We start from the raw sequence: 18,243 nt of genomic DNA on the forward strand, positions 1-18,243 counted from the left end.
GCTCACTTTGGCTAAAACAATAGATGCGGGCAAATTTAAGTGTGACTGGCGGGATTATTGGTCTTGTGAAGGGGAGGTAAGCAGAGACAGATGCTGACTGTTGGCCTAATGAAAACAAATATATGACAATAGCATTGTCATTAAAGGGTAATTTATATAGTGTATAAGCAACGGATAAAAATTTAATTTCCATTGCAAGGTAATCATGATCGAGAATAATCAGGAAGAAGTATCACCCCCCAATTTGTTGAATCGTGAGCTGTCGTTGCTCAAGTTCAACGCCAGGGTGTTGGGAATGGCCGAAAACGAAAATACCCCATTGCTTGAGCGCTTGCGATATATATGTATTGTGAGTTCCAACCTTGACGAGTTTTTTGAAATACGGATTGCCAGCATCAAAGAGCAGGAGCGGCGCAATCCACGGGTGATTGGTGATGATGGCTATACGCCCGGTGAGGCTTTTGAACTGGTGCAACAAAAAATGCATGAACTGGTCAAGCGACAATATGCTTTATTGAACCAGCAAATATTACCTACCTTGCGTGAAAAAGGGGTTTATATATACAAGCCCCAGGAATACACCGAAGCCATGATGACATGGGCCCGTGAAGTGTTCCTGAACGATGTCATGCCTTTATTGACACCGATTGGGCTTGATCCGTCCCATCCGTTTCCCCGGGTTTATAACAAAAGCCTTAACTTCATTGTTTCACTGTCGGGTATTGATGCGTTTGGGCGCAATTCTTCCATTGCCATTGTCCAGGCACCGCGTGCCTTGCCCCGGCTGTTGAGAATTCCTGAAGAAGTGTGCGGGCAAAAACATGGGCATACCTTGTTGTCCAGTCTGATGCATTTATTTGTCGGAGACCTGTTCCCTGGGCTGGAGATCAAAGGTCTGTATCAGTGGCGGGTTACACGTAATAGCGATTTGTATGTGGATGAAGATGAGGTCACCGATTTGCGTCAGGCCTTGCAGGGAGAGTTGTCACAGCGAAATTTTGGCGCAGCGGTTCGCTTGGAGATTTCCGATGATACCCCTGAAGAACTGGAAATTTTTCTGCAGTCCGAGTTTGCACTGACACTACGGGATACTTACCGTACTGATGGGGCGGTCAACCTGACCCGAATCATGCCTTTGTGTGATATTGATGCGGGCACAGAATTGGTGTTTCCCGGTTACAGGGCTAAAATCCCGCCTCCCTTTGACAAAATGGAAGACCATCCCGAGCACATGTTCAGTGCCATTGCCAAAGAAGATCTGCTGTTGCATCATCCTTACCAATCTTTTGGTCCGGTACTTGATTTTTTAACGGCAGCCGCTATAGACCCAGCCGTGGTGGCAATCAAACAAACTATTTACCGTACCGGTGAAGATTCCGAGTTAATGCGTCTGCTGGTGATGGCAGCCAAGTCGGGTAAGGAAGTTACCGTGGTCGTAGAGTTAATGGCTCGTTTTGACGAACAAACCAATATCAATTGGGCCGCCAAACTGGAAGAGGTTGGGGCGCATGTGGTGTATGGGGTAGTGGGTCATAAAACCCATGCCAAAATGGCGTTGGTGTTAAGAAAAGAAGGGCGTCGCATTGTGCGTTATGGCCACTTGGGGACAGGGAATTATCATCCGAGCACCGCGCGTTTATATACCGACTTTGGCATGCTAACCGCTAACCGGGACATTACCGAGGATATGGATAAGATCTTCTCGCTGTTAACCGGTCTGGGGGCAAGGCGTCCGTTAAAATTGCTGCTGCAGTCTCCATTTACCCTGCATGAAAAAATGGTGGCGTTTATTAACAACGAGGCTGACAATGCCCGTCAGGGTAAAAAAGCCCGTATTATGGCAAAAATGAATTCCTTGCTCGATGTGCAGGTTATTCATGCGCTTTATGAGGCAAGCCAGGCGGGGGTGGAAATTGACTTGATCGTGCGTGGCGTATGTGCCTTGCGTGCCGGGGTGGCCGGTATGTCGGAAAATATTCGCGTACGTTCCATTGTGGGTCGTTTCCTTGAGCATTCCCGGGTATTTTATTTTTATGATGATGGTAAAGAACAGGTCTATCTTTCTTCGGCAGACTGGATGGAACGCAATTTTTTCCGTCGTGTAGAGGTGGCGTTTCCGGTTTTAAGTCCTGTACTTAAAAAGCGGGTTATTGCCGAATCCTTTACCTATGCGCTTAAAGATAATGTATTGGCCTGGGAGCAACAGGCAGACGGCAATTATGTGCGGGTCCGGAACCGTCGCCAGCGTTTTAATTTGCAAAGCCATTTAATGGGATTGTTGGGTAAATAATTTTTCTGCCCCATAAGTGGGAGCAAGCCTGGTCAGGCGTTTAATCGGGGGCAGGTGTTAACAGCCTTAAGGATTGTTGATGTTTTCCCACGGTTTTGGATTTGATGCGAAAATTCAACAGCTTGCCTGTAAATGCTTGATAGCTTAGGGTTTTTAGAGATTGTAGCCTATACAGGTGGTAGAAAAATATGAAGGAATTGTCACAATCATGTCATATTCGGGATTTACTATGTCGTCATTGGTACAAAAATCCATTTACACTTTTCTCGAAAGGAAAAATAATGTTGAAGCATGCATTTAAACGCGTTACATTGGCAGTCGCTTTGGGCACTGCTGCTTTTTCAGTACAGGCCGCCAGCAACGTAACGGGTGCAGGCGCCTCTTTCCCATATCCTATTTATGCAAAATGGGCATCTGAGTACGCAGCGCAAACAGGTAATAAAATCAATTACCAGTCAATCGGTTCAGGCGGTGGTCAACAGCAAATTATTGCTAAAACCGTAGATTTTGGTGCTTCAGACGATCCAATGAATGCCGAAAAACTGACAGAAAGCAACTTGCTTCAATTCCCTGCCGTTATTGGTGGTACCGTACCTGTTGTTAATATTGATGGTATCAAGCCAGGCGAACTGAAACTGTCTGGCTCGTTGCTGGCTGATATTTTCCTGGGTAAAATCAAGAAATGGAACGACCCCGCTATCGTTGCCCTGAATGCCGATCTGACATTGCCGGGTACCGATATCATTGTTGTTCATCGTTCAGACGGTTCAGGTACCACTTTTGGCTGGACCAACTATCTGTCTAAAGTTTCTCCCGATTGGAAAGAAAAAGTAGGTGAAGGCAAAGCGGTTAAATGGCCGGTGGGTCAAGGCGGTAAAGGTAATGAAGGTGTTGCCGCTTATGTGGGTCAATTGAAAAACTCGGTTGGCTATGTCGAGTATGCTTACGCAAAACAAAACAACCTGTCCTGGACACAATTGCAAAACCTGGACGGAAAATTTGTTCAGCCAGAACAAAAAGCATTCGCAGCAGCTGCCGCCAATGCTGACTGGAAAGGTACGCCAGGCATGGGTGTTGTATTAACTAACGAACCGGGTGCAGAATCCTGGCCTGTTACCGCTGCTACTTTCATTCTGGTACACAAAGTTGCCACAAAGCCCGAGCAAACAAAAGCAGTGTTGTCGTTTTTTGACTGGGCATTCAAAAACGGTGCCAAAACAGCGGCCGAACTGGACTATGTGCCTTTGCCAGAAGCGGTGACCAGCCAGGTTCGCGATGCATGGGCATCTGAAATTAAAACAGCGAGTGGTGAAGCAGTTTGGAAATAAACAACGGGTTGTTCAACTAATTGGCTAACCTTGTTTGAAAAACATGGCGGTTATTAAAAAACCGCCATGTTTTTTGCAAAATTAAAAGTAGAGTCGAGAATGAGCGCTACAATAACCCCTTCCGTTTCTTCAAATATTAAAATTGCTGATTCAGCCATGAAAAAAGATATCCCGCCAAACCCTGCAGGTAGCAATGCGCTTGCAGACGGTTTGTTTAAAGGTACAGCCAGGTTTTTTGCCTTCTTCGTTTTTATTTTGCTTGCCGCCATCATGGTTTCCCTGCTTTACGGAAGTCGTGAAACCATTGCAGCATATGGTCTGTCATTTTTTACAACTAATGACTGGGACCCTGTTAATGATGTATATGGTGCTGTTGTACCCATTTTTGGTACGGTAATAACCGCATTTATTGCGCTGCTTATTGCGGTTCCTGTTTCTTTTGGTATCGCCATGTTCCTGACCGAACTGGCCCCAGCCTGGTTGCGCAGGCCCTTGGGGATTGCGGTAGAAATGCTGGCAGCCATCCCTTCCATTATTTATGGTATGTGGGGCTTGTTTGTTTTTGTGCCAATTTTCCAGGAATATATTCAACCTGGTATGATTGCCGTCTTTGGCAGTATTCCCGTTATTGGGGGGATATTTTCCGGGCCTCCTTTTGGTATTGGCCTGTTTACGGCCGGCCTGATCTTATCCATTATGATCATTCCTTACATTGCCTCGGTTATGCGTGATGTCTTCGAGGTGGTGCCAACCCTGCTGAAAGAATCCGCCTATGGCTTGGGGGCTTCTACCTGGGAAGTTATGTGGAAAGTCGTCTTGCCGTATACACGCAGTGGTGTGATTGGTGGCATTATGCTTGGCCTGGGTCGTGCACTGGGTGAAACCATGGCGGTTACTTTTGTTATTGGTAACGCATTCCGGTTCCCCGACAGTATTTTCTCACCGGCAAACTCGATTGCCTCTGCCATTGCCAATGAATTTAACGAGGCGGGTGGTTTGCAAAAATCGGCCTTGATCGAACTGGGTCTTATCCTGTTCCTAATTACGACCATTGTTTTGGCACTTTCCCGTTTACTGCTAGCTCGTGCAGCCAAGAGTGAAGGTAAGAAAACTTAAGCGTACCGGATACAAAAAATGAATACTGAATCTATATTTACCGCATCTTCACCTGTGAAGTCGGTGCTTAACAACGACAACGCACTGTATAGAAAGCGTAGTAAAATCAATAAAGTCATGCTAACGCTGTCTTCCATTGCACTGGTTTTCGGTTTGTTCTGGCTTATCTGGATTATTTTTACCCTGCTGCTCAAGGGCGGGGCATCGCTGTCCTTTACCCTGTTTACCGACATTACGCCCGGGCCGGGTGATTCGGGTGGTTTGGCCAATGCCATTGTTGGCTCTGTGCTAATGTCGGCAGTAGGTACCATTATTGGCACGCCCATTGGTATTATGGCTGGCACTTATCTGGCTGAATATGGCAGCCGTGGATGGCTGGCCCCGGCTACCCGTTTCCTGAACGATGTCTTGCTCTCGGCCCCTTCCATTATTATTGGTTTGTTCATCTACTCACTGTATGTGTCCAATGTAGGGCATTACTCGGGGTGGGCGGGTGCGCTGGCATTATCCATTCTGGTTATTCCGGTTGTGGTGCGTACCACCGACAACATGCTTATGCTGGTTCCAAACAGTTTGCGCGAAGCCGCAGCGGCTTTGGGTTGCCCCAAATGGCGTATTGTGACCATGATTTGTTACCGTGCCGCACGTTCAGGCATTATTACCGGTGTCCTGTTGGCAGTGGCCCGCATTATGGGTGAAACGGCTCCCTTGCTGTTTACCGCGCTGTCCAACCAGTTCATGAGCTGGAACATGAATGCCCCAATGGCTAACCTGCCGGTGGTTATTTATCAATACGCGGCCAGTCCCTTTAAAGATTGGAACGAATTGGCCTGGGCAGGAGCAACACTTATTACCTTGCTGGTACTAGGCCTGAATATCCTGGCCCGCAGTTTGTTCCGTAAGTAAACAGATTATCGATATACAGATTTTAGGAAATTGAAATGGAAAATTTGGTTCCAGTCGATGAGACAAAGATCGAAGTTAAAAACCTGAACTTTTATTATGGTGGTTTTCATGCGATCAAAGACGTCAACATGCGTATTGCCCGCAATAAGGTAACCGCTTTCATTGGTCCTTCAGGTTGTGGGAAATCCACCCTGTTGCGTACCTTTAACCGCATGTTTGAACTCTATCCTGGCCAGCGTGCAGAGGGTGAGATCAATCTTGATGGTGAAAATCTGCTTACCACCAATACTGATATTTCATTGATTCGTGCAAAAGTGGGGATGGTTTTCCAAAAACCCACCCCGTTTCCCATGAGTATCTATGACAATATTGCCTTTGGTGTCAAGTTGTTTGAAAAACTCAGCAAGGCTGAAATGGACGAGCGGGTTGAGTGGGCGCTTACAAAATCGGCCTTGTGGAATGAAGTGAAAGACAAACTGGGCCAAAGCGGTAATGGTTTGTCGGGTGGCCAGCAACAGCGTTTGTGCATTGCGCGTGGTGTGGCAATTAAGCCTGAAGTGTTGTTGCTTGATGAGCCTTGCTCTGCGCTTGACCCTATTTCAACCATGAAAATTGAAGAACTGATTACCGAGTTGAAAAACGACTATACCGTTGCCATTGTGACTCATAACATGCAGCAGGCTGCCCGTTGTTCCGACTACACCGCCTATATGTACTTGGGTGAGTTGATGGAATTTGGTGAAACAGAGAAAGTCTTTGTTAAACCACAGCGCAAGGAAACCGAAGATTACATTACCGGTCGTTTCGGTTAATGCCGTTATAAATGCGAATGGCGTGTGGGTGGTTTGGTGTTTTCCATGGTGGAAAGTTGCCTGAAAATGCCACAGTTTTCAACTGCCTGCGCCGTTTCGCATTGCTTTCTTAAGTCTACCAGTTGCTCTTTCAGGTAAACCAGTTCCTGGATCCGGGCATCTACATGCCCCAGGTGTTCATCTATCACCTGGTTAAAGCAGGCACAGTTATTGCTGCTTTCATCTTGCACCAGCAATAGCGTGCGAATTTCATCATGCGTCATATCCAGTAAGCGGCAGTTGCGGATAAACCGCAGGCGTTTAACATGCTCATCACCATAGTGCCGATAATTGCTGGCAGTGCGACCAGGCTTGGGTAACAAGCCTTCTTTTTCATAATAGCGGATGGTTTCCGCTTTGCAGTTTAGCAAACTGGCCAATTCACCTATTTTCATAAAATGCTCCTGAAAATGCTTGACCTTGTAGTTACTACAGGGTGTTTAATGATTATAAATGAATTAACGCATAAATGGAGTAAGTCATGTCAGGCTGCTGCCAGCAACATAATCACAATCATGAGCATGCTCATGACAACCCCAAAAAAACAGCGCAGGGATTAAGGGATCTGCCGTCTCAACAGGTGGCGGGTGATGCCGTGCAAACCCCTATTCGTATCATGCAAATGGATTGCCCTACCGAAGAGCGGCTTATCCGAACCCGGCTTGAAGATACGGCAGGGGTGATGGCCATGAGTTTTAATTTGATGCAGCGTGAATTGCTGGTGGTGCATCAACCTCATGCTTTGGATGCCATTCTGGCGGCGATTAAATCTTTGGGTTTTGATCCGCAAACTGCAGAAGCGGATAAGGCTGTTTCAGGTGTTGGCCAGCAAGAAAACCGGCTGTCCTTTGGCTGGAAACTGCCGGTTGCGGCCCTATTGGCGATTGCTTCAGAAATTATTCATTGGGCTGAGTGGCCATGGGTATTGTCTGCTTTATTGGCGATACTGGCAGTGGCCTTATCGGGCCTGGGAACCTATCGCAAGGGAATGATTGCCTTACGCAACTTCCAGCTTAATATTAATGCGCTCATGACCATTGCGGTAAGTTGCGCTTTGTTGATCGGGCAATGGCCCGAGGCAGCCATGGTGATGGTGTTGTTTAGCATTGCCGAGTTGCTGGAAGCCAAATCACTGGATCGTGCCCGTCATGCCGTGGGCAACTTGTTGCAAATGGTGCCCCAAACCGCCTGGGTTAAGCAGGTGGATGGCGGCTGGGTGGAATGGCCAGTAGGGCAGGTTGATAAAGGCGATCTTGTCCGGGTGCGGCCGGGTGAGCAGATTCCGCTTGATGGAACAGTCATCAAGGGATATTCCACGGTTAACCAGGCACCCATTACCGGTGAAAGTATGCCGGTTGATAAGCGGCAAGGTGACGGGCTGTATGCAGGCACTATTAACCAAAGTGGCTTACTGGAATTCAAGGTGGATACCCCGGCCGAAAACAGTACCTTGGCCCGTATTATTCGGGTGGTTGAGCAGGCCCAGGCCAGTAAGGCTCCTTTGCAACGCTTTGTAGACCAGTTTGCCAAATACTATACGCCTGTGGTGTGCCTGCTAGCGCTACTGCTTGCTGTGTTCATGCCCCTTGTGCTTGGTACTGCCTGGCTAGAGGCCATTTACATGGCGCTGGTGTTGCTGGTAATTGCCTGCCCTTGCGCCCTGGTTATTTCTACACCGGTTACGCTGGTTAGTGGCTTAACGGCCGCAGCCCGGCATGGTGTGCTGGTTAAAGGGGCGGCCTATCTGGAAAAAGCCCGCAAACTGCGCTGGCTGGCTCTTGATAAAACCGGCACCATCACGCAGGGCAAACCGGTGCAAACCGATATGATGTTTATGACAGAAAACGTTTCAGTTGCCCGGGATGCAGAAAACAGGGTTGGAACAAGCCTGGATGAAACCGGGGTACGAACATTGGCAGCCAGCCTGGCCAGTTTGTCTGACCATCCGGTATCCATGGCGGTGGCGCAGGCTGTCAGGAAAGACGGCTTGCCGTTTCATGCGGTAGATGATTTCCAGGCCCTGGCTGGCCGGGGTGTACAGGGAGTCATCAATGCGGTTGAATATATACTGGAAAGCCCGCGTCATGCGCTTGATAAGGGCTTGCTTAATGCAGTTGTAACCCAGGCCATTCATACTTATGAAAGCCAGGGGAAAACGGTGGTGATACTGCGCAGCCTGAACCAGGTGTTGGCGGTTTTTGCGGTGGCAGACACCATCAAGCCGGGTAGCCGGCAAGCGATCAAGATGTTGCATGCGCAGGGGGTTAAAACCATCATCCTGTCAGGAGACAATCAGCAAACGGTACAGGCCATTGCCAGCCAGGTGGGTATAAATCGTGCGCTGGGCCAGCAAATGCCCGAAAACAAGCTGGATGCCATTGGTGAATTGCAAAAGTCCGGCATGGCAGGTATGGTTGGCGATGGCATTAACGATGCGCCAGCTCTGGCCCGTTCGGATATTGGTTTTGCGATGGGGGTAATGGGGACTGATACGGCCATTGAGACGGCGGATGTCGCCTTGATGGATGATGATTTACGAAAAATACCCCGTTTTATTGAATTGTCCCGTGCTACTTATCGGGTTCTGGTGCAGAATATTGTTTTGGCGCTGGGTATTAAACTGGTGTTTCTGGTGCTAACCCTGGCGGGTATGGGCACCATGTGGATGGCGGTTTTTTCAGATATGGGGGCAAGCCTGTTGGTGGTTTTAAACGGGCTCAGGCTGTTGTCTTTCAAGGCAACTTATTGAATGGATGGAGAGCATGACAGATTTACCGCAGCGGGATAATTTGCTGGATAACCATGCGTTAATGGTAAAAGGCCTGTGCCAAAAGCTTGAAGCACAGGCTGGTACGCAGGTGGTGGTCTTGCAAACGCATATCTCAACCATCATTTTGGCCGGTAAGTTTGCCTATAAACTTAAAAAGCCGCTCACATTGCCTTTTCTTGATTTTTCCACCCTGGAAAGCCGGCATCATTTTTGCCTTAAAGAGCTGGAGATAAACCGGCGCACGGCACCGGAATTGTACCTGGATGTATTGCCGGTAACCGGTAGTCTGCAAGCGCCTGATATTAATGGCCAGGAAGCGGTTATAGACTGGCTGGTAAAAATGCGCCGTTTTGATACCACGCAGGAATTTGCCGTGATGGCGCGCGCAGGGACACTGACGTTTTCACTGGTAGAAACACTGGCCCGGCATTTGGCCCGGTTTCATGAGTCTTTGCCGCGTTTGTCTGCCACCGTGGTGAATGAAAAAACCACGCTAGACTGGTTGCTTGAAAGCTTTGAGGAAATCAAGTCCCATCCACAATTTTCAACCATGCCAGAAGCCACAGAGTGGGACGGTTTCAGACAAGACCTTGCCGCAACGTTTGACAGCCACTTGCCATGGCGTGACCAACGAATTCAACAGGGGTTTTTCAGGCCTTGCCACGGTGATTTGCACCTGGGTAATATTGTGCTGTGGCAAGACCGGGTGATGGCATTTGATGCGCTGGAGTTTGATGAGACCTTAAGCAATATTGATGTGATTAACGATATTGCCTTTACGTATATGGACTTGCATGCCAACCGGCAGCCTGAGCTTGCGTCGCGTTTAATTAATCTTTATCTGGAACAAAGCGGTGATTATGAGGGGCTGCGGCTTTTGCATGAATATGCGGCTTACCGGGCATTGGTAAGAGCTAAAATTGCCTTAATGCAAGGCAATAAAGAAAAATTCAGCCAATACTGGGCCTTGGCAAAAAGTTTTGTTTATTCTGAAAAGAAGGTGGAATTGGTGCTGGTATATGGCTTGAGTGGTTCAGGAAAGTCTACCATGGCACAAATGCTGGCTGACGCTATAGGTGGTATACGGCTACGTTCCGATACCGAGCGCAAACGCCTGTTTAACGTAACGCCAAAAAATGGACGGGTGGTAAGCAAAGAAGTGCTTTATTCGCCAGAGGCCAGCCAACGGGTTTACCGCTGCCTGCTTGAACTTGCCGAAACGCTGTTGCAGTCAGGGTTCACGGCCATTATTGATGCCGTTTTTTTGCGTCAGGCAGAGCGTGTGATGTTCCATCATCTTGCTGTCCGTTTGGGTGTACCATTCAGGCTGGTGGCTTGTGAGGCACCCGAACACATGATGAAAGAACGCATTATTAAAAGGGCGCAGGAAGGCAAAGACCCTTCGGATGCTACGGTAGGCGTACTGGATGCACAAACGGGCAGTTTTGAGCCGGTACCAGCAGACTGGAAAGTGTTTTCATCCATTATAGTGAATGATGGTTCGCAAGAGGATTTAAGGCGGAAAGCGCAACGACTGGCTGCCTATAGGGCGTTTGTCTGAAATGCAGCGTCACGCACCGGTTGGGTTCCGGTGCGTGACTGCTTTCAGGGTGTTTGGCTTACGCTAGAGATATATGGTGAACAGGCTTATTGTGGTTCAACACCTGCATTTTTGAACAATTCTGCCCATACCGGGATTTGCTGTTCTACCTTGGCTTCCAGGGCGGCTGGGTTGGCGTCGTTTTCAAGTACGGTGGCGCCCAGTTTATCCATGCGTTCTACAAATTTTGGATCTTTTAAAGCGGTTGCCAGGGAAGACTCCAGTTTTTCCATCACCGGTTTGGGGGTACCAGCCGGTGCCCATAAGGCATGCCAGATACCAACCTGAAAGTCTTTAAAGCCTTCTTCCTGCATGGTTGGCAGGTCTGGAAGGGTAGGAGAGCGTTCTGCACTGGTAATGGCAAAGGCTTTTACTTTTTTGCCCAGGATTTGCTGCGATGTATTGGTGGTTTGGTCGCACAGTAAGTCTACCTGTTTGCCCAGCAGGTCATTCATGGCGGGTGCAGCGCCTTTATAAGGAATAGTTAGCAGGTCTACATCCATGGCGGACATTAGCATGGTGCCACACAGATGGCTGGCGGCACCCACACCGGCATTGGCCAGCGTGACTTCATCTTTGTGTGCTTTTACATACTCAACCAGCTCTTTCATGTTGTTGGCTGGAAAGTCTTCGCGGGCAATAATGGTCATGGGAACATCAACGACCATGCCGATAGGCTCAAAACTTTTAGCAGGATCATAGCCCAGTTTTTTATAGAGTGATGGAGCGGTAGAAAACCCGATGTGCATAAGCAAAATATTGTAGCCGTTAGGCTTTTGGTGGGCCACATAAGTGGTGCCAATCGTGCCACCTGCACCTGCCTTGTTTTCAACAATGACGGTTTCGCCCAGTGGCAGACGCATGGCTTCGGCCAGTGAACGGGCAACGTTATCGGTAGGGCCGCCTGCCGTAAACGGGATGACCATGTTAACAGGACGATCGGGGTATTTGCTTTCTTCGGCCTGTGCTGCAAAACCCAGGAAGCCCATTGCCATGCCGGCGGCCAGTATGGTTTTTTTAAAATACAACATAGTTACTATCCTTGAAGTAGAAATAAAAATTGTGTCTGTTTTATTTTTATAAGATAAAAAGCCGGTGCAGATTCTGCAAGCAACGAATACCTTTTGTTTTCTTTAGTAACAAATAAATATATACCTTCAGAGCCAAAAAATCATATTAATTATTTTTATTAATGGAGGATTTGATTTTTATCAGCAGAGGGTGTGGGTGTGAGGCAACTGACTGAGTGAGTGCTGAGTAAGTGGGAACTGAGTGAGGGGGACTGACTTTTGAATAGTAAATAAAGCGTGTCATACGTCACGCAAAAGTCACGCAGACACAAAAAAGCCGCTTCAGTTTAATTAACTGTTAAGCGGCTAACTTGTTGGTATTCTTGGGAATTTATGGTCGGGACAGTAGGATTCGAACCTACGACCCTCTGGTCCCAAACCAGATGCGCTACCAGGCTGCGCTATGCCCCGACTTGTTTTCTTCGCTGTGTTAAGCAGTGAAGAAAGAATTATGACATAACTACCTTGTTTTTTGCAAGCCTTTAAGTGAGGTTTGCATCAAAAAAGCAAAAAAACAACATTAATCTCTGCCACGGTAATGCCTGTGGTGAGGGTGACCATGTTTTTTAAAATGCTTTTTGTTGTGTTTTTTGTAGTGCTTATGCCCATACCTGGGGTGATCATCATAATAAATGGCTCTTGGATGGACATGACGGTGACGCTCTACATAAACCACCGGTGGTGGTGCATAATGGCGATGCGGTCTTTCCACAACAACGCCGGGTAAGCCTATTCCAATGTCAACGTTAATTTGTGCGTTAGCCGCTGACCCCATACTTAACGCGGCAGCGGTAAAAAATGGCAATAATAATTTCTTCATGTGAACTCCTGCAGGTATTTGAATTTGGCTATTACGTTAGCGACTATCATTGGCTCGGCGACGTGACTCAGAGCGATTATCGGTGCTTCTTTCTCTTGATGGGCGCAGATTTGATTGTGGCCTCTCGTTCCTGTTGAAGGCAGGACGACGAACGGTATTCTGGTTTTTTTCAATGCGGCGGTTGCTTTGAGTGCGTTCAATCCAGGGGTTTTTTTGATTGCTACGCTTTATCGATTGACGGGGAGGCGTGTTGGGTTTTGCGTCGTGGCGGGCTCGATCGGGTTTGCGGTTCCAGTTGTGGCGATTGGTGTTTTTTCTGTCATTATCCCAATGCCGTTTCTGATCGGCATGACTGCGGGTTACCCAGCGACGGCTGTTGTTATCGTAATATCGGTAGTTATTGGTGGTGTAATAAGAATTGGTGTAGCCATAGCCGCTGCTGTATCCGGGGCTATAATAATCATTGTAATAGCCATAGCCATCATCAATGACGCAACCGGCAAGGCCAATAGTCAGGGCCAATACTGCAAGAATTTTTTTCATGTCTAACCTCGTGCAAAGCTTGATGGGCTGAATCTTTACTGTACAGCACTATAGGCTCATTATCAGGCAATGCCTATTTCCAATTTGTTTCGCAAAGCCACCCAAATGAAAGTAATAATTAAAAAAGGGTATATTTGGAACCAATTGAAATAATGAAGGCTTTGCTGGTTGATTTTTTAACGGGTTTGTAACGGGTTTTATAAGGTTATTCTTAATAATGTTGTAAAAATGTCATGGTTTTCAGGGGAATATTTGTTTTTAATAACGTTTTGTAGACAGCATTTAAATTGCCATGCTATATTTCTTCTTTCTTAAGTGTTTCGCACTCGTGGTGGAATAGGTAGACACAAGAGACTTAAAATCTCTCGGGCATTGCGCCCGTGCCGGTTCGATTCCGGCCGAGTGCACCAGAGAGAAAAAGGAAGCTTGGCAGAGCGGTTGAATGCACCGGTCTTGAAAACCGGCGAGGGTTTGCGCCCTCCGTGAGTTCGAATCTCACAGCTTCCGCCAGTATGCAAAAACCCCGGATTCAGCAATGGTCCGGGGTTTTTTTATTGTTATTTTATGAGCAGGTATATAAAGTTGGACGCGAAGAAGCAAACACAAAAGGTGCTCATTAAAGGGCTTTTTTTGTGTTTGGATGCCCGCGCAATGTCAAATTTGTTAGTATGGGGTCATCTTCCGTTTTTTTATTAACGCGACGCAAGTCGTTATTTTGTTAAATTTTAATATGTCAACTAATAAGTCGTACCGTATAGAGAAAGACTTATTGGGAACTAAAGAAGTCCCCGATAATGTTTACTATGGTGTCCAAACACTACGAGCAATTGAAAATTTCAGGCTATCTGGCATTCCATTATCTCACTACCCTGATTTTATCAATGCATTTGCCATGGTTAAACAGGCAACTGCCCAGGCCAATTGTGAGCTGGGACATCTTGGAAAAGAAAAATGTGAGGCAATCAAAAAGGCCTGTCAACGAATTATCGGGGGCGAGTTTCATGATCAATTTGTGGTAGACATGATCCAGGGTGGGGCAGGGACCTCTACCAACATGAACGCCAACGAAGTCATTGCCAATATTGCGCTTGAGTCCATGAATCACGCCAAGGGTGAGTACCACTATCTGGACCCTAATAATGACGTGAACATGTCTCAATCAACCAATGATACCTACCCAACAGCAATCAGGTTAGGTTTGTTGTTCAGTCATGAGGCGTTGTTAACAAGCCTGGATAAACTCACTGCATCATTTGTGGTTAAGGCAAATGAGTTTGATCATATCCTTAAAATGGGACGCACCCAGCTTCAGGATGCGGTTCCAATGACCCTGGGGCAAGAATTCAAGGCTTTTGCGTCTACCTTGGCTGACGATATCCCCTTGTTGCGCTCAGTGGCTTCCAACTTGTTAACGGCGGTTAATCTGGGTGGTACCGCCATTGGTACAGGTATTAATACCGACCCTCGTTATCAGCAGCTGGCCGTTGGTAAATTAGCTGAAATTAGTGCGCAGCCCGTGAAATCATCGTTTGATCTGGTTGCCGCCACCTATGATATGGGTGATTTTGTATTGCTGTCAGGCATGCTTAAGCGTACTGCAGTTAAATTATCCAAAATCTGTAATGACTTGCGTTTGCTTTCCAGTGGTCCTCGTACGGGGATTAACGAAATCAATTTGCCGGCCCGTCAGCCGGGCAGTTCTATCATGCCGGGCAAAGTTAATCCGGTTATTCCAGAAGCGGTCAATCAGATTGCTTTTGAAATTATTGGTAATGATGTGGCTATTACCATGGCATCCGAAGCGGGCCAGTTGCAGCTGAATGTGATGGAGCCATTAATTGCCTATAAAATGTTTGATTCAATTTGCCTGTTATCGCGTGCAATGGATATGCTTAGGGAATTGTGTATTGATGGCATTACCGCCAATGCAGCCCATTGTAGCGCCCTGGCAGAAAACTCAATTGGCCTGGTAACTGCCCTGAATCCGTTTATTGGTTATGCAAACTCAACGCGCATTGCCAAAAAAGCGCTTGAAACAGGACGCGGTGTTCTTGAGCTTGTTAAAGAAGAGAACCTGCTTGATGAAAAGGTGCTGGCTGATATTTTGCGCCCTGAAAACATGATTGCGCCTCGTTTGGAAAGCGTGGCAGTCTAAATCCTGCCAAATACATAAAGCAAAATCGAAGGGGCTGGAAACGGCCCCTTTTTTATTTGATGCTCACTGTATTTTTATTGCCTGCATCTATTCAGGGTCTGTACGCAAAGTCTTGTCCAAATGGCTTGTGTTTGTCAGACCCTGCTAGAATAGAGCGCTTGATTACCCTGATCTTGGAAAAAAGGAAGAAGACAATGAAAGCAATTGAAATCTCACAGCCGGGTGGGCCGGAAGTATTAACTGTGGTAGAACGTGAGAAGCCGGTACTAAAAGCCGGTGAGGTTTTAATTAAAGTGAGCGCAGCGGGTATTAATCGCCCTGATGTGTTCCAGCGCAAAGGTTCTTATCCGCCACCGGCTGATGCCTCTGATTTGCCAGGCCTGGAAGTGGCGGGTGTGATTGTGGACGGTGATGTTTCGGGTACCAATCTTAAGATTGGCGACAAAGTGTGCGCCTTAACCCCAGGTGGCGGTTATGCCGAATACTGCGCAGCGCCTGCCGGTAACTGCTTGCCTATTCCCAAGGGCCTAAGTGACGTGGAAGCCGCTGGTTTGCCTGAAACGTATTTTACGGTTTGGACCAACGTGTTTGATCGCGGCGCCCTGGCCAAGGATGAAATCTTGCTGGTGCATGGCGGTGCAAGCGGAATCGGAACAACCGCGATTCAATTGGCGCGTGCTTTTGGTAATACCGTTTACGCAACCGTGGGTAGCGATGAGCGCGTAAAGGCAGTCGAGGCCTTGGGTGCCAACAAAGGTATTAACTATAAAACCCAGGACTTTGTCGAGGAAATAAAAACCCTTACCCATGGCAAGGGTGTTAATGTCATTCTGGATATGGTTTCGGGTGAGTATGCTAATCGCAATATCAATAGTCTGGCCGATGACGGCCGTATTGTGATTATTGCCCAGCTGGGTGGTAGTAAAGCAACGATAGACACCAGTCAGCTAATGCGTCGTCGTCTTACCATTACCGGTTCAACCCTGCGTCCACGCTCACCCGCCTTTAAAACTGACATTGCCCAATCTTTGCAAACGCATGTCTGGCCATTGCTCGAGGCAGGAAAAATCAAGCCGGTTATTCACGCTACCTTCCCCTTTGAAAAAGTGGTAGACGCACATACCATGATGGATGCGGGTGAGCAGATTGGTAAAATTATTTTGACTTTTGAAAATTAAAGACAAAGCGGCTCTATACGGGTTAGAATATTAGGTTAATTAAATTTAACCCGTATATTTACAAGCCGGATTTAACTATGACAACAGCAAAAACGCGTCAGCGACTGGTTATTGGAAACTGGAAAATGAACGGCAGCCTGGCTGCCAATGAAGTGCTTTTGAAAGGCATTCGCGATGGGGTGGAAAATACGGGTGCGCATAACCACTGTATAATTGCTGTTTGTCCGTCTTTCCCTTATCTGGCACAGGTGTCGCAGGTTTTGGCTGGCAGCTCTGTGTCATGGGGGGCGCAAGATGTCAGTTGGCAGGAATCCGGTGCGTTCACCGGTGAAGTTTCTGCCTCTATGCTTAACGATTTCAATTGTGCATGGGCGCTGGTTGGTCACTCGGAGCGTCGCGCCCTGCATGGTGAAACCAGCGAACAGGTGGCCTTAAAGGCACAGGCTGCACTGGCCCATAATATTACACCGGTGGTTTGTGTTGGAGAAACCTTGCAAGATCGCGAACAGGAAAAAACCCTTGCGGTCATTCAGGCGCAACTGGCCCCGGTACTTGCTTTGGGTGAGCAGGCGGTGAATAAAATGGTTATTGCCTATGAGCCTGTCTGGGCTATTGGTACCGGTCTTACCGCTTCGCCAGAACAGGCTCAGGAAGTGCATGCTTATATCCGTGCCCAGCTAAACGCGATTGGGGCCGGAAACGTTCAGGTTTTATATGGTGGCAGCGTTAAGGCTGCCAATGCGGCAAGTTTATTTGCCATGGCCGACATTGATGGCGCACTGGTTGGTGGCGCTGCGCTGGTTGCCGAAGAATTTTTGAATATTGCGACTGCTTAATATTTTTGGAGTTTTACTTTTATGCCTTCATATTTATATCCATTGCTAACCGTAGTACAGGTGATTGCTGCGTTAAGCGTCATTGTGCTCGTGTTGCTGCAACAGGGCAAAGGCGCCGATATGGGTTCTTCCTTTGGGGGTGGTTCCGCCGGTAGTTTATTTGGTTCCACGGGGGCGGCAAACTTTTTCTCGCGTGCAACCAAATGGGTTGCCGTGCTGTTTTTTGCAGCTACCGCAGGTCTTGCTTATTTGGGCAATGCATCGCCAGAATCAGCAACAAGCCAAACTGGCGGCAGTGGTCTGATGGAAGGTTTTCAGCCACAAAATCCCGCTTTGCCAGTGGCGCCTCTTAGTGGTGATGCTGTTCCGGCGGCACCGGCTGCCGGTAGCCTGGTAACACCCGCTGCGCCAGCGTCGTCTGCTGTGCCTGCGCCTGTTGCCCCAGTTGAACAAACAGCTACAGTTGCACCGGAAACAGAAGCGACACCCGCAGCATCTGCCACGCCTGAAACTGTTGTAGAAACGCCAACAGAAACCGCACCGGCTTCTGAAAATTCAACAGAAAATACGCAGCAGTAACAATTTTCTGGGAAATGCGTTATAATTTAATGCTTTCCAGAACACACTTCATGCTCATGTGGTGGAATTGGTAGACACGCTATCTTGAGGGGGTAGTGGCGAAAGCTGTGCGAGTTCGAGTCTCGCCATGAGCACCATCGGTTTAAAACCGAATCAGTAAGAATGCAAACCCTTGCTCTTTTAGAGCAGGGGTTTTTTTGT

At 47.7% G+C, this 18,243-nt stretch carries 15 protein-coding genes and 4 tRNA genes; 14 read left to right on the forward strand and 5 right to left on the reverse strand.

Features of this window, described 5'->3' with window-relative positions; all coding sequences use genetic code 11:
* Positions 1-205: 205 nt before the first annotated feature.
* The 5 genes from ppk1 to pstB all read left to right on the forward strand — a co-directional run bounded on the left by ppk1 (position 206) and on the right by pstB (position 6,452).
* Positions 206-2,290 carry a polyphosphate kinase 1 gene (gene ppk1 / locus JHL22_RS00185; RefSeq protein WP_200232629.1) on the forward strand — a complete coding sequence of 695 codons (2,085 nt, stop codon included), beginning with the start codon at positions 206-208 and terminating at the stop codon, positions 2,288-2,290.
* Positions 2,291-2,571: 281 nt separating this feature from the next.
* Complete coding sequence (gene pstS, locus JHL22_RS00190) at positions 2,572-3,618, forward strand: phosphate ABC transporter substrate-binding protein PstS (RefSeq protein ID WP_200232630.1); 1,047 nt, start codon at positions 2,572-2,574, stop codon at positions 3,616-3,618.
* Positions 3,619-3,774: 156 nt separating this feature from the next.
* A complete protein-coding gene (pstC, locus tag JHL22_RS00195; RefSeq protein WP_200232631.1) occupies positions 3,775-4,734 on the forward strand; it encodes a phosphate ABC transporter permease subunit PstC in 960 nt (319 codons plus the stop codon).
* 18 nt (positions 4,735-4,752) lie between these two features.
* Positions 4,753-5,640, forward strand: coding sequence for a phosphate ABC transporter permease PstA (pstA, locus tag JHL22_RS00200; protein WP_200232632.1), 888 nt, complete (start codon positions 4,753-4,755; stop codon positions 5,638-5,640).
* Positions 5,641-5,675: 35 nt separating this feature from the next.
* A complete protein-coding gene (gene pstB / locus JHL22_RS00205; protein ID WP_200232633.1) occupies positions 5,676-6,452 on the forward strand; it encodes a phosphate ABC transporter ATP-binding protein PstB in 777 nt (258 codons plus the stop codon).
* 5 nt (positions 6,453-6,457) lie between these two features.
* On the opposite strand, the gene cadR is transcribed toward pstB, so the two are convergent.
* The gene (gene cadR, locus JHL22_RS00210) at positions 6,458-6,886 is read right to left on the reverse strand and encodes a Cd(II)/Pb(II)-responsive transcriptional regulator (RefSeq protein ID WP_200232634.1); all 429 of its coding nucleotides are present in this window, start codon (positions 6,884-6,886) and stop codon (positions 6,458-6,460) included.
* Positions 6,887-6,972: 86 nt separating this feature from the next.
* Here cadR and JHL22_RS00215 point away from each other — a divergent pair, with 86 nt between their 5' ends.
* Both JHL22_RS00215 and JHL22_RS00220 read left to right on the forward strand, forming a co-directional pair.
* Positions 6,973-9,240 (forward strand): heavy metal translocating P-type ATPase, encoded by a 2,268-nt coding sequence (locus JHL22_RS00215; RefSeq protein ID WP_200232635.1) that lies wholly within the window; start codon positions 6,973-6,975, stop codon positions 9,238-9,240.
* Between the two features lie 13 nt (positions 9,241-9,253).
* Entirely contained in the window at positions 9,254-10,822 is a 1,569-nt protein-coding gene (locus tag JHL22_RS00220) for a bifunctional aminoglycoside phosphotransferase/ATP-binding protein (protein ID WP_200232636.1), read from the forward strand.
* Positions 10,823-10,908: 86 nt separating this feature from the next.
* On the opposite strand, the gene JHL22_RS00225 is transcribed toward JHL22_RS00220, so the two are convergent.
* The 4 genes from JHL22_RS00225 to JHL22_RS00240 all read right to left on the reverse strand — a co-directional run bounded on the left by JHL22_RS00225 (position 10,909) and on the right by JHL22_RS00240 (position 13,294).
* Positions 10,909-11,892: a tripartite tricarboxylate transporter substrate-binding protein gene (locus JHL22_RS00225; protein ID WP_200232637.1), complete on the reverse strand. Its 984-nt coding sequence runs from the start codon at positions 11,890-11,892 to the stop codon at positions 10,909-10,911.
* Positions 11,893-12,265: 373 nt separating this feature from the next.
* Positions 12,266-12,342 (reverse strand) — tRNA-Pro (locus JHL22_RS00230).
* 109 nt (positions 12,343-12,451) lie between these two features.
* A complete protein-coding gene (locus tag JHL22_RS00235) occupies positions 12,452-12,751 on the reverse strand; it encodes a virulence factor (RefSeq protein ID WP_200232638.1) in 300 nt (99 codons plus the stop codon).
* A 36-nt stretch (positions 12,752-12,787) separates the two neighbouring features.
* Entirely contained in the window at positions 12,788-13,294 is a 507-nt protein-coding gene (locus JHL22_RS00240) for a hypothetical protein (protein WP_200232639.1), read from the reverse strand.
* A gap of 322 nt (positions 13,295-13,616) precedes the next feature.
* Between JHL22_RS00240 and JHL22_RS00245 the strand changes: the two genes are divergently transcribed.
* The 7 genes from JHL22_RS00245 to JHL22_RS00275 all read left to right on the forward strand — a co-directional run bounded on the left by JHL22_RS00245 (position 13,617) and on the right by JHL22_RS00275 (position 18,179).
* Positions 13,617-13,704, forward strand: a tRNA-Leu gene (locus tag JHL22_RS00245).
* 10 nt (positions 13,705-13,714) lie between these two features.
* Positions 13,715-13,804, forward strand: a tRNA-Ser gene (locus tag JHL22_RS00250).
* A 220-nt stretch (positions 13,805-14,024) separates the two neighbouring features.
* Positions 14,025-15,449, forward strand: coding sequence for an aspartate ammonia-lyase (locus JHL22_RS00255; RefSeq protein ID WP_200232640.1), 1,425 nt, complete (start codon positions 14,025-14,027; stop codon positions 15,447-15,449).
* Between the two features lie 194 nt (positions 15,450-15,643).
* Complete coding sequence (locus tag JHL22_RS00260) at positions 15,644-16,627, forward strand: NAD(P)H-quinone oxidoreductase (protein WP_200232642.1); 984 nt, start codon at positions 15,644-15,646, stop codon at positions 16,625-16,627.
* A 77-nt stretch (positions 16,628-16,704) separates the two neighbouring features.
* Positions 16,705-17,463 carry a triose-phosphate isomerase gene (gene tpiA, locus JHL22_RS00265; RefSeq protein WP_200232643.1) on the forward strand — a complete coding sequence of 253 codons (759 nt, stop codon included), beginning with the start codon at positions 16,705-16,707 and terminating at the stop codon, positions 17,461-17,463.
* Between the two features lie 21 nt (positions 17,464-17,484).
* On the forward strand, positions 17,485-18,042 hold the full coding sequence (gene secG / locus JHL22_RS00270) for a preprotein translocase subunit SecG (protein ID WP_200232644.1): 558 nt from the start codon (positions 17,485-17,487) through the stop codon (positions 18,040-18,042).
* Positions 18,043-18,094: 52 nt separating this feature from the next.
* Positions 18,095-18,179, forward strand: a tRNA-Leu gene (locus JHL22_RS00275).
* Positions 18,180-18,243 lie beyond the last annotated feature (64 nt).

Source organism: Advenella mandrilli, assembly GCF_016595155.1.
In the GTDB taxonomy this organism is placed as follows: Bacteria; Pseudomonadota; Gammaproteobacteria; order Burkholderiales; family Burkholderiaceae_B; genus Advenella; species Advenella mandrilli.

Coding starts and splice junctions, on each gene's coding strand:
- JHL22_RS00215 (WP_200232635.1), top strand. CDS start 6,973: ATGTCAGGCTGCTGCCAGCAACATAATCACAATCATGAGCATGCTCAT.
- JHL22_RS00240 (WP_200232639.1), bottom strand. CDS start 13,294: ATGAAAAAAATTCTTGCAGTATTGGCCCTGACTATTGGCCTTGCCGGT.
- pstS (WP_200232630.1), top strand. CDS start 2,572: ATGTTGAAGCATGCATTTAAACGCGTTACATTGGCAGTCGCTTTGGGC.
- JHL22_RS00225 (WP_200232637.1), bottom strand. CDS start 11,892: ATGTTGTATTTTAAAAAAACCATACTGGCCGCCGGCATGGCAATGGGC.
- pstB (WP_200232633.1), top strand. CDS start 5,676: ATGGAAAATTTGGTTCCAGTCGATGAGACAAAGATCGAAGTTAAAAAC.
- pstA (WP_200232632.1), top strand. CDS start 4,753: ATGAATACTGAATCTATATTTACCGCATCTTCACCTGTGAAGTCGGTG.
- ppk1 (WP_200232629.1), top strand. CDS start 206: ATGATCGAGAATAATCAGGAAGAAGTATCACCCCCCAATTTGTTGAAT.
- JHL22_RS00255 (WP_200232640.1), top strand. CDS start 14,025: ATGTCAACTAATAAGTCGTACCGTATAGAGAAAGACTTATTGGGAACT.
- secG (WP_200232644.1), top strand. CDS start 17,485: ATGCCTTCATATTTATATCCATTGCTAACCGTAGTACAGGTGATTGCT.
- JHL22_RS00220 (WP_200232636.1), top strand. CDS start 9,254: ATGACAGATTTACCGCAGCGGGATAATTTGCTGGATAACCATGCGTTA.
- pstC (WP_200232631.1), top strand. CDS start 3,775: ATGAAAAAAGATATCCCGCCAAACCCTGCAGGTAGCAATGCGCTTGCA.
- cadR (WP_200232634.1), bottom strand. CDS start 6,886: ATGAAAATAGGTGAATTGGCCAGTTTGCTAAACTGCAAAGCGGAAACC.
- tpiA (WP_200232643.1), top strand. CDS start 16,705: ATGACAACAGCAAAAACGCGTCAGCGACTGGTTATTGGAAACTGGAAA.
- JHL22_RS00235 (WP_200232638.1), bottom strand. CDS start 12,751: ATGAAGAAATTATTATTGCCATTTTTTACCGCTGCCGCGTTAAGTATG.
- JHL22_RS00260 (WP_200232642.1), top strand. CDS start 15,644: ATGAAAGCAATTGAAATCTCACAGCCGGGTGGGCCGGAAGTATTAACT.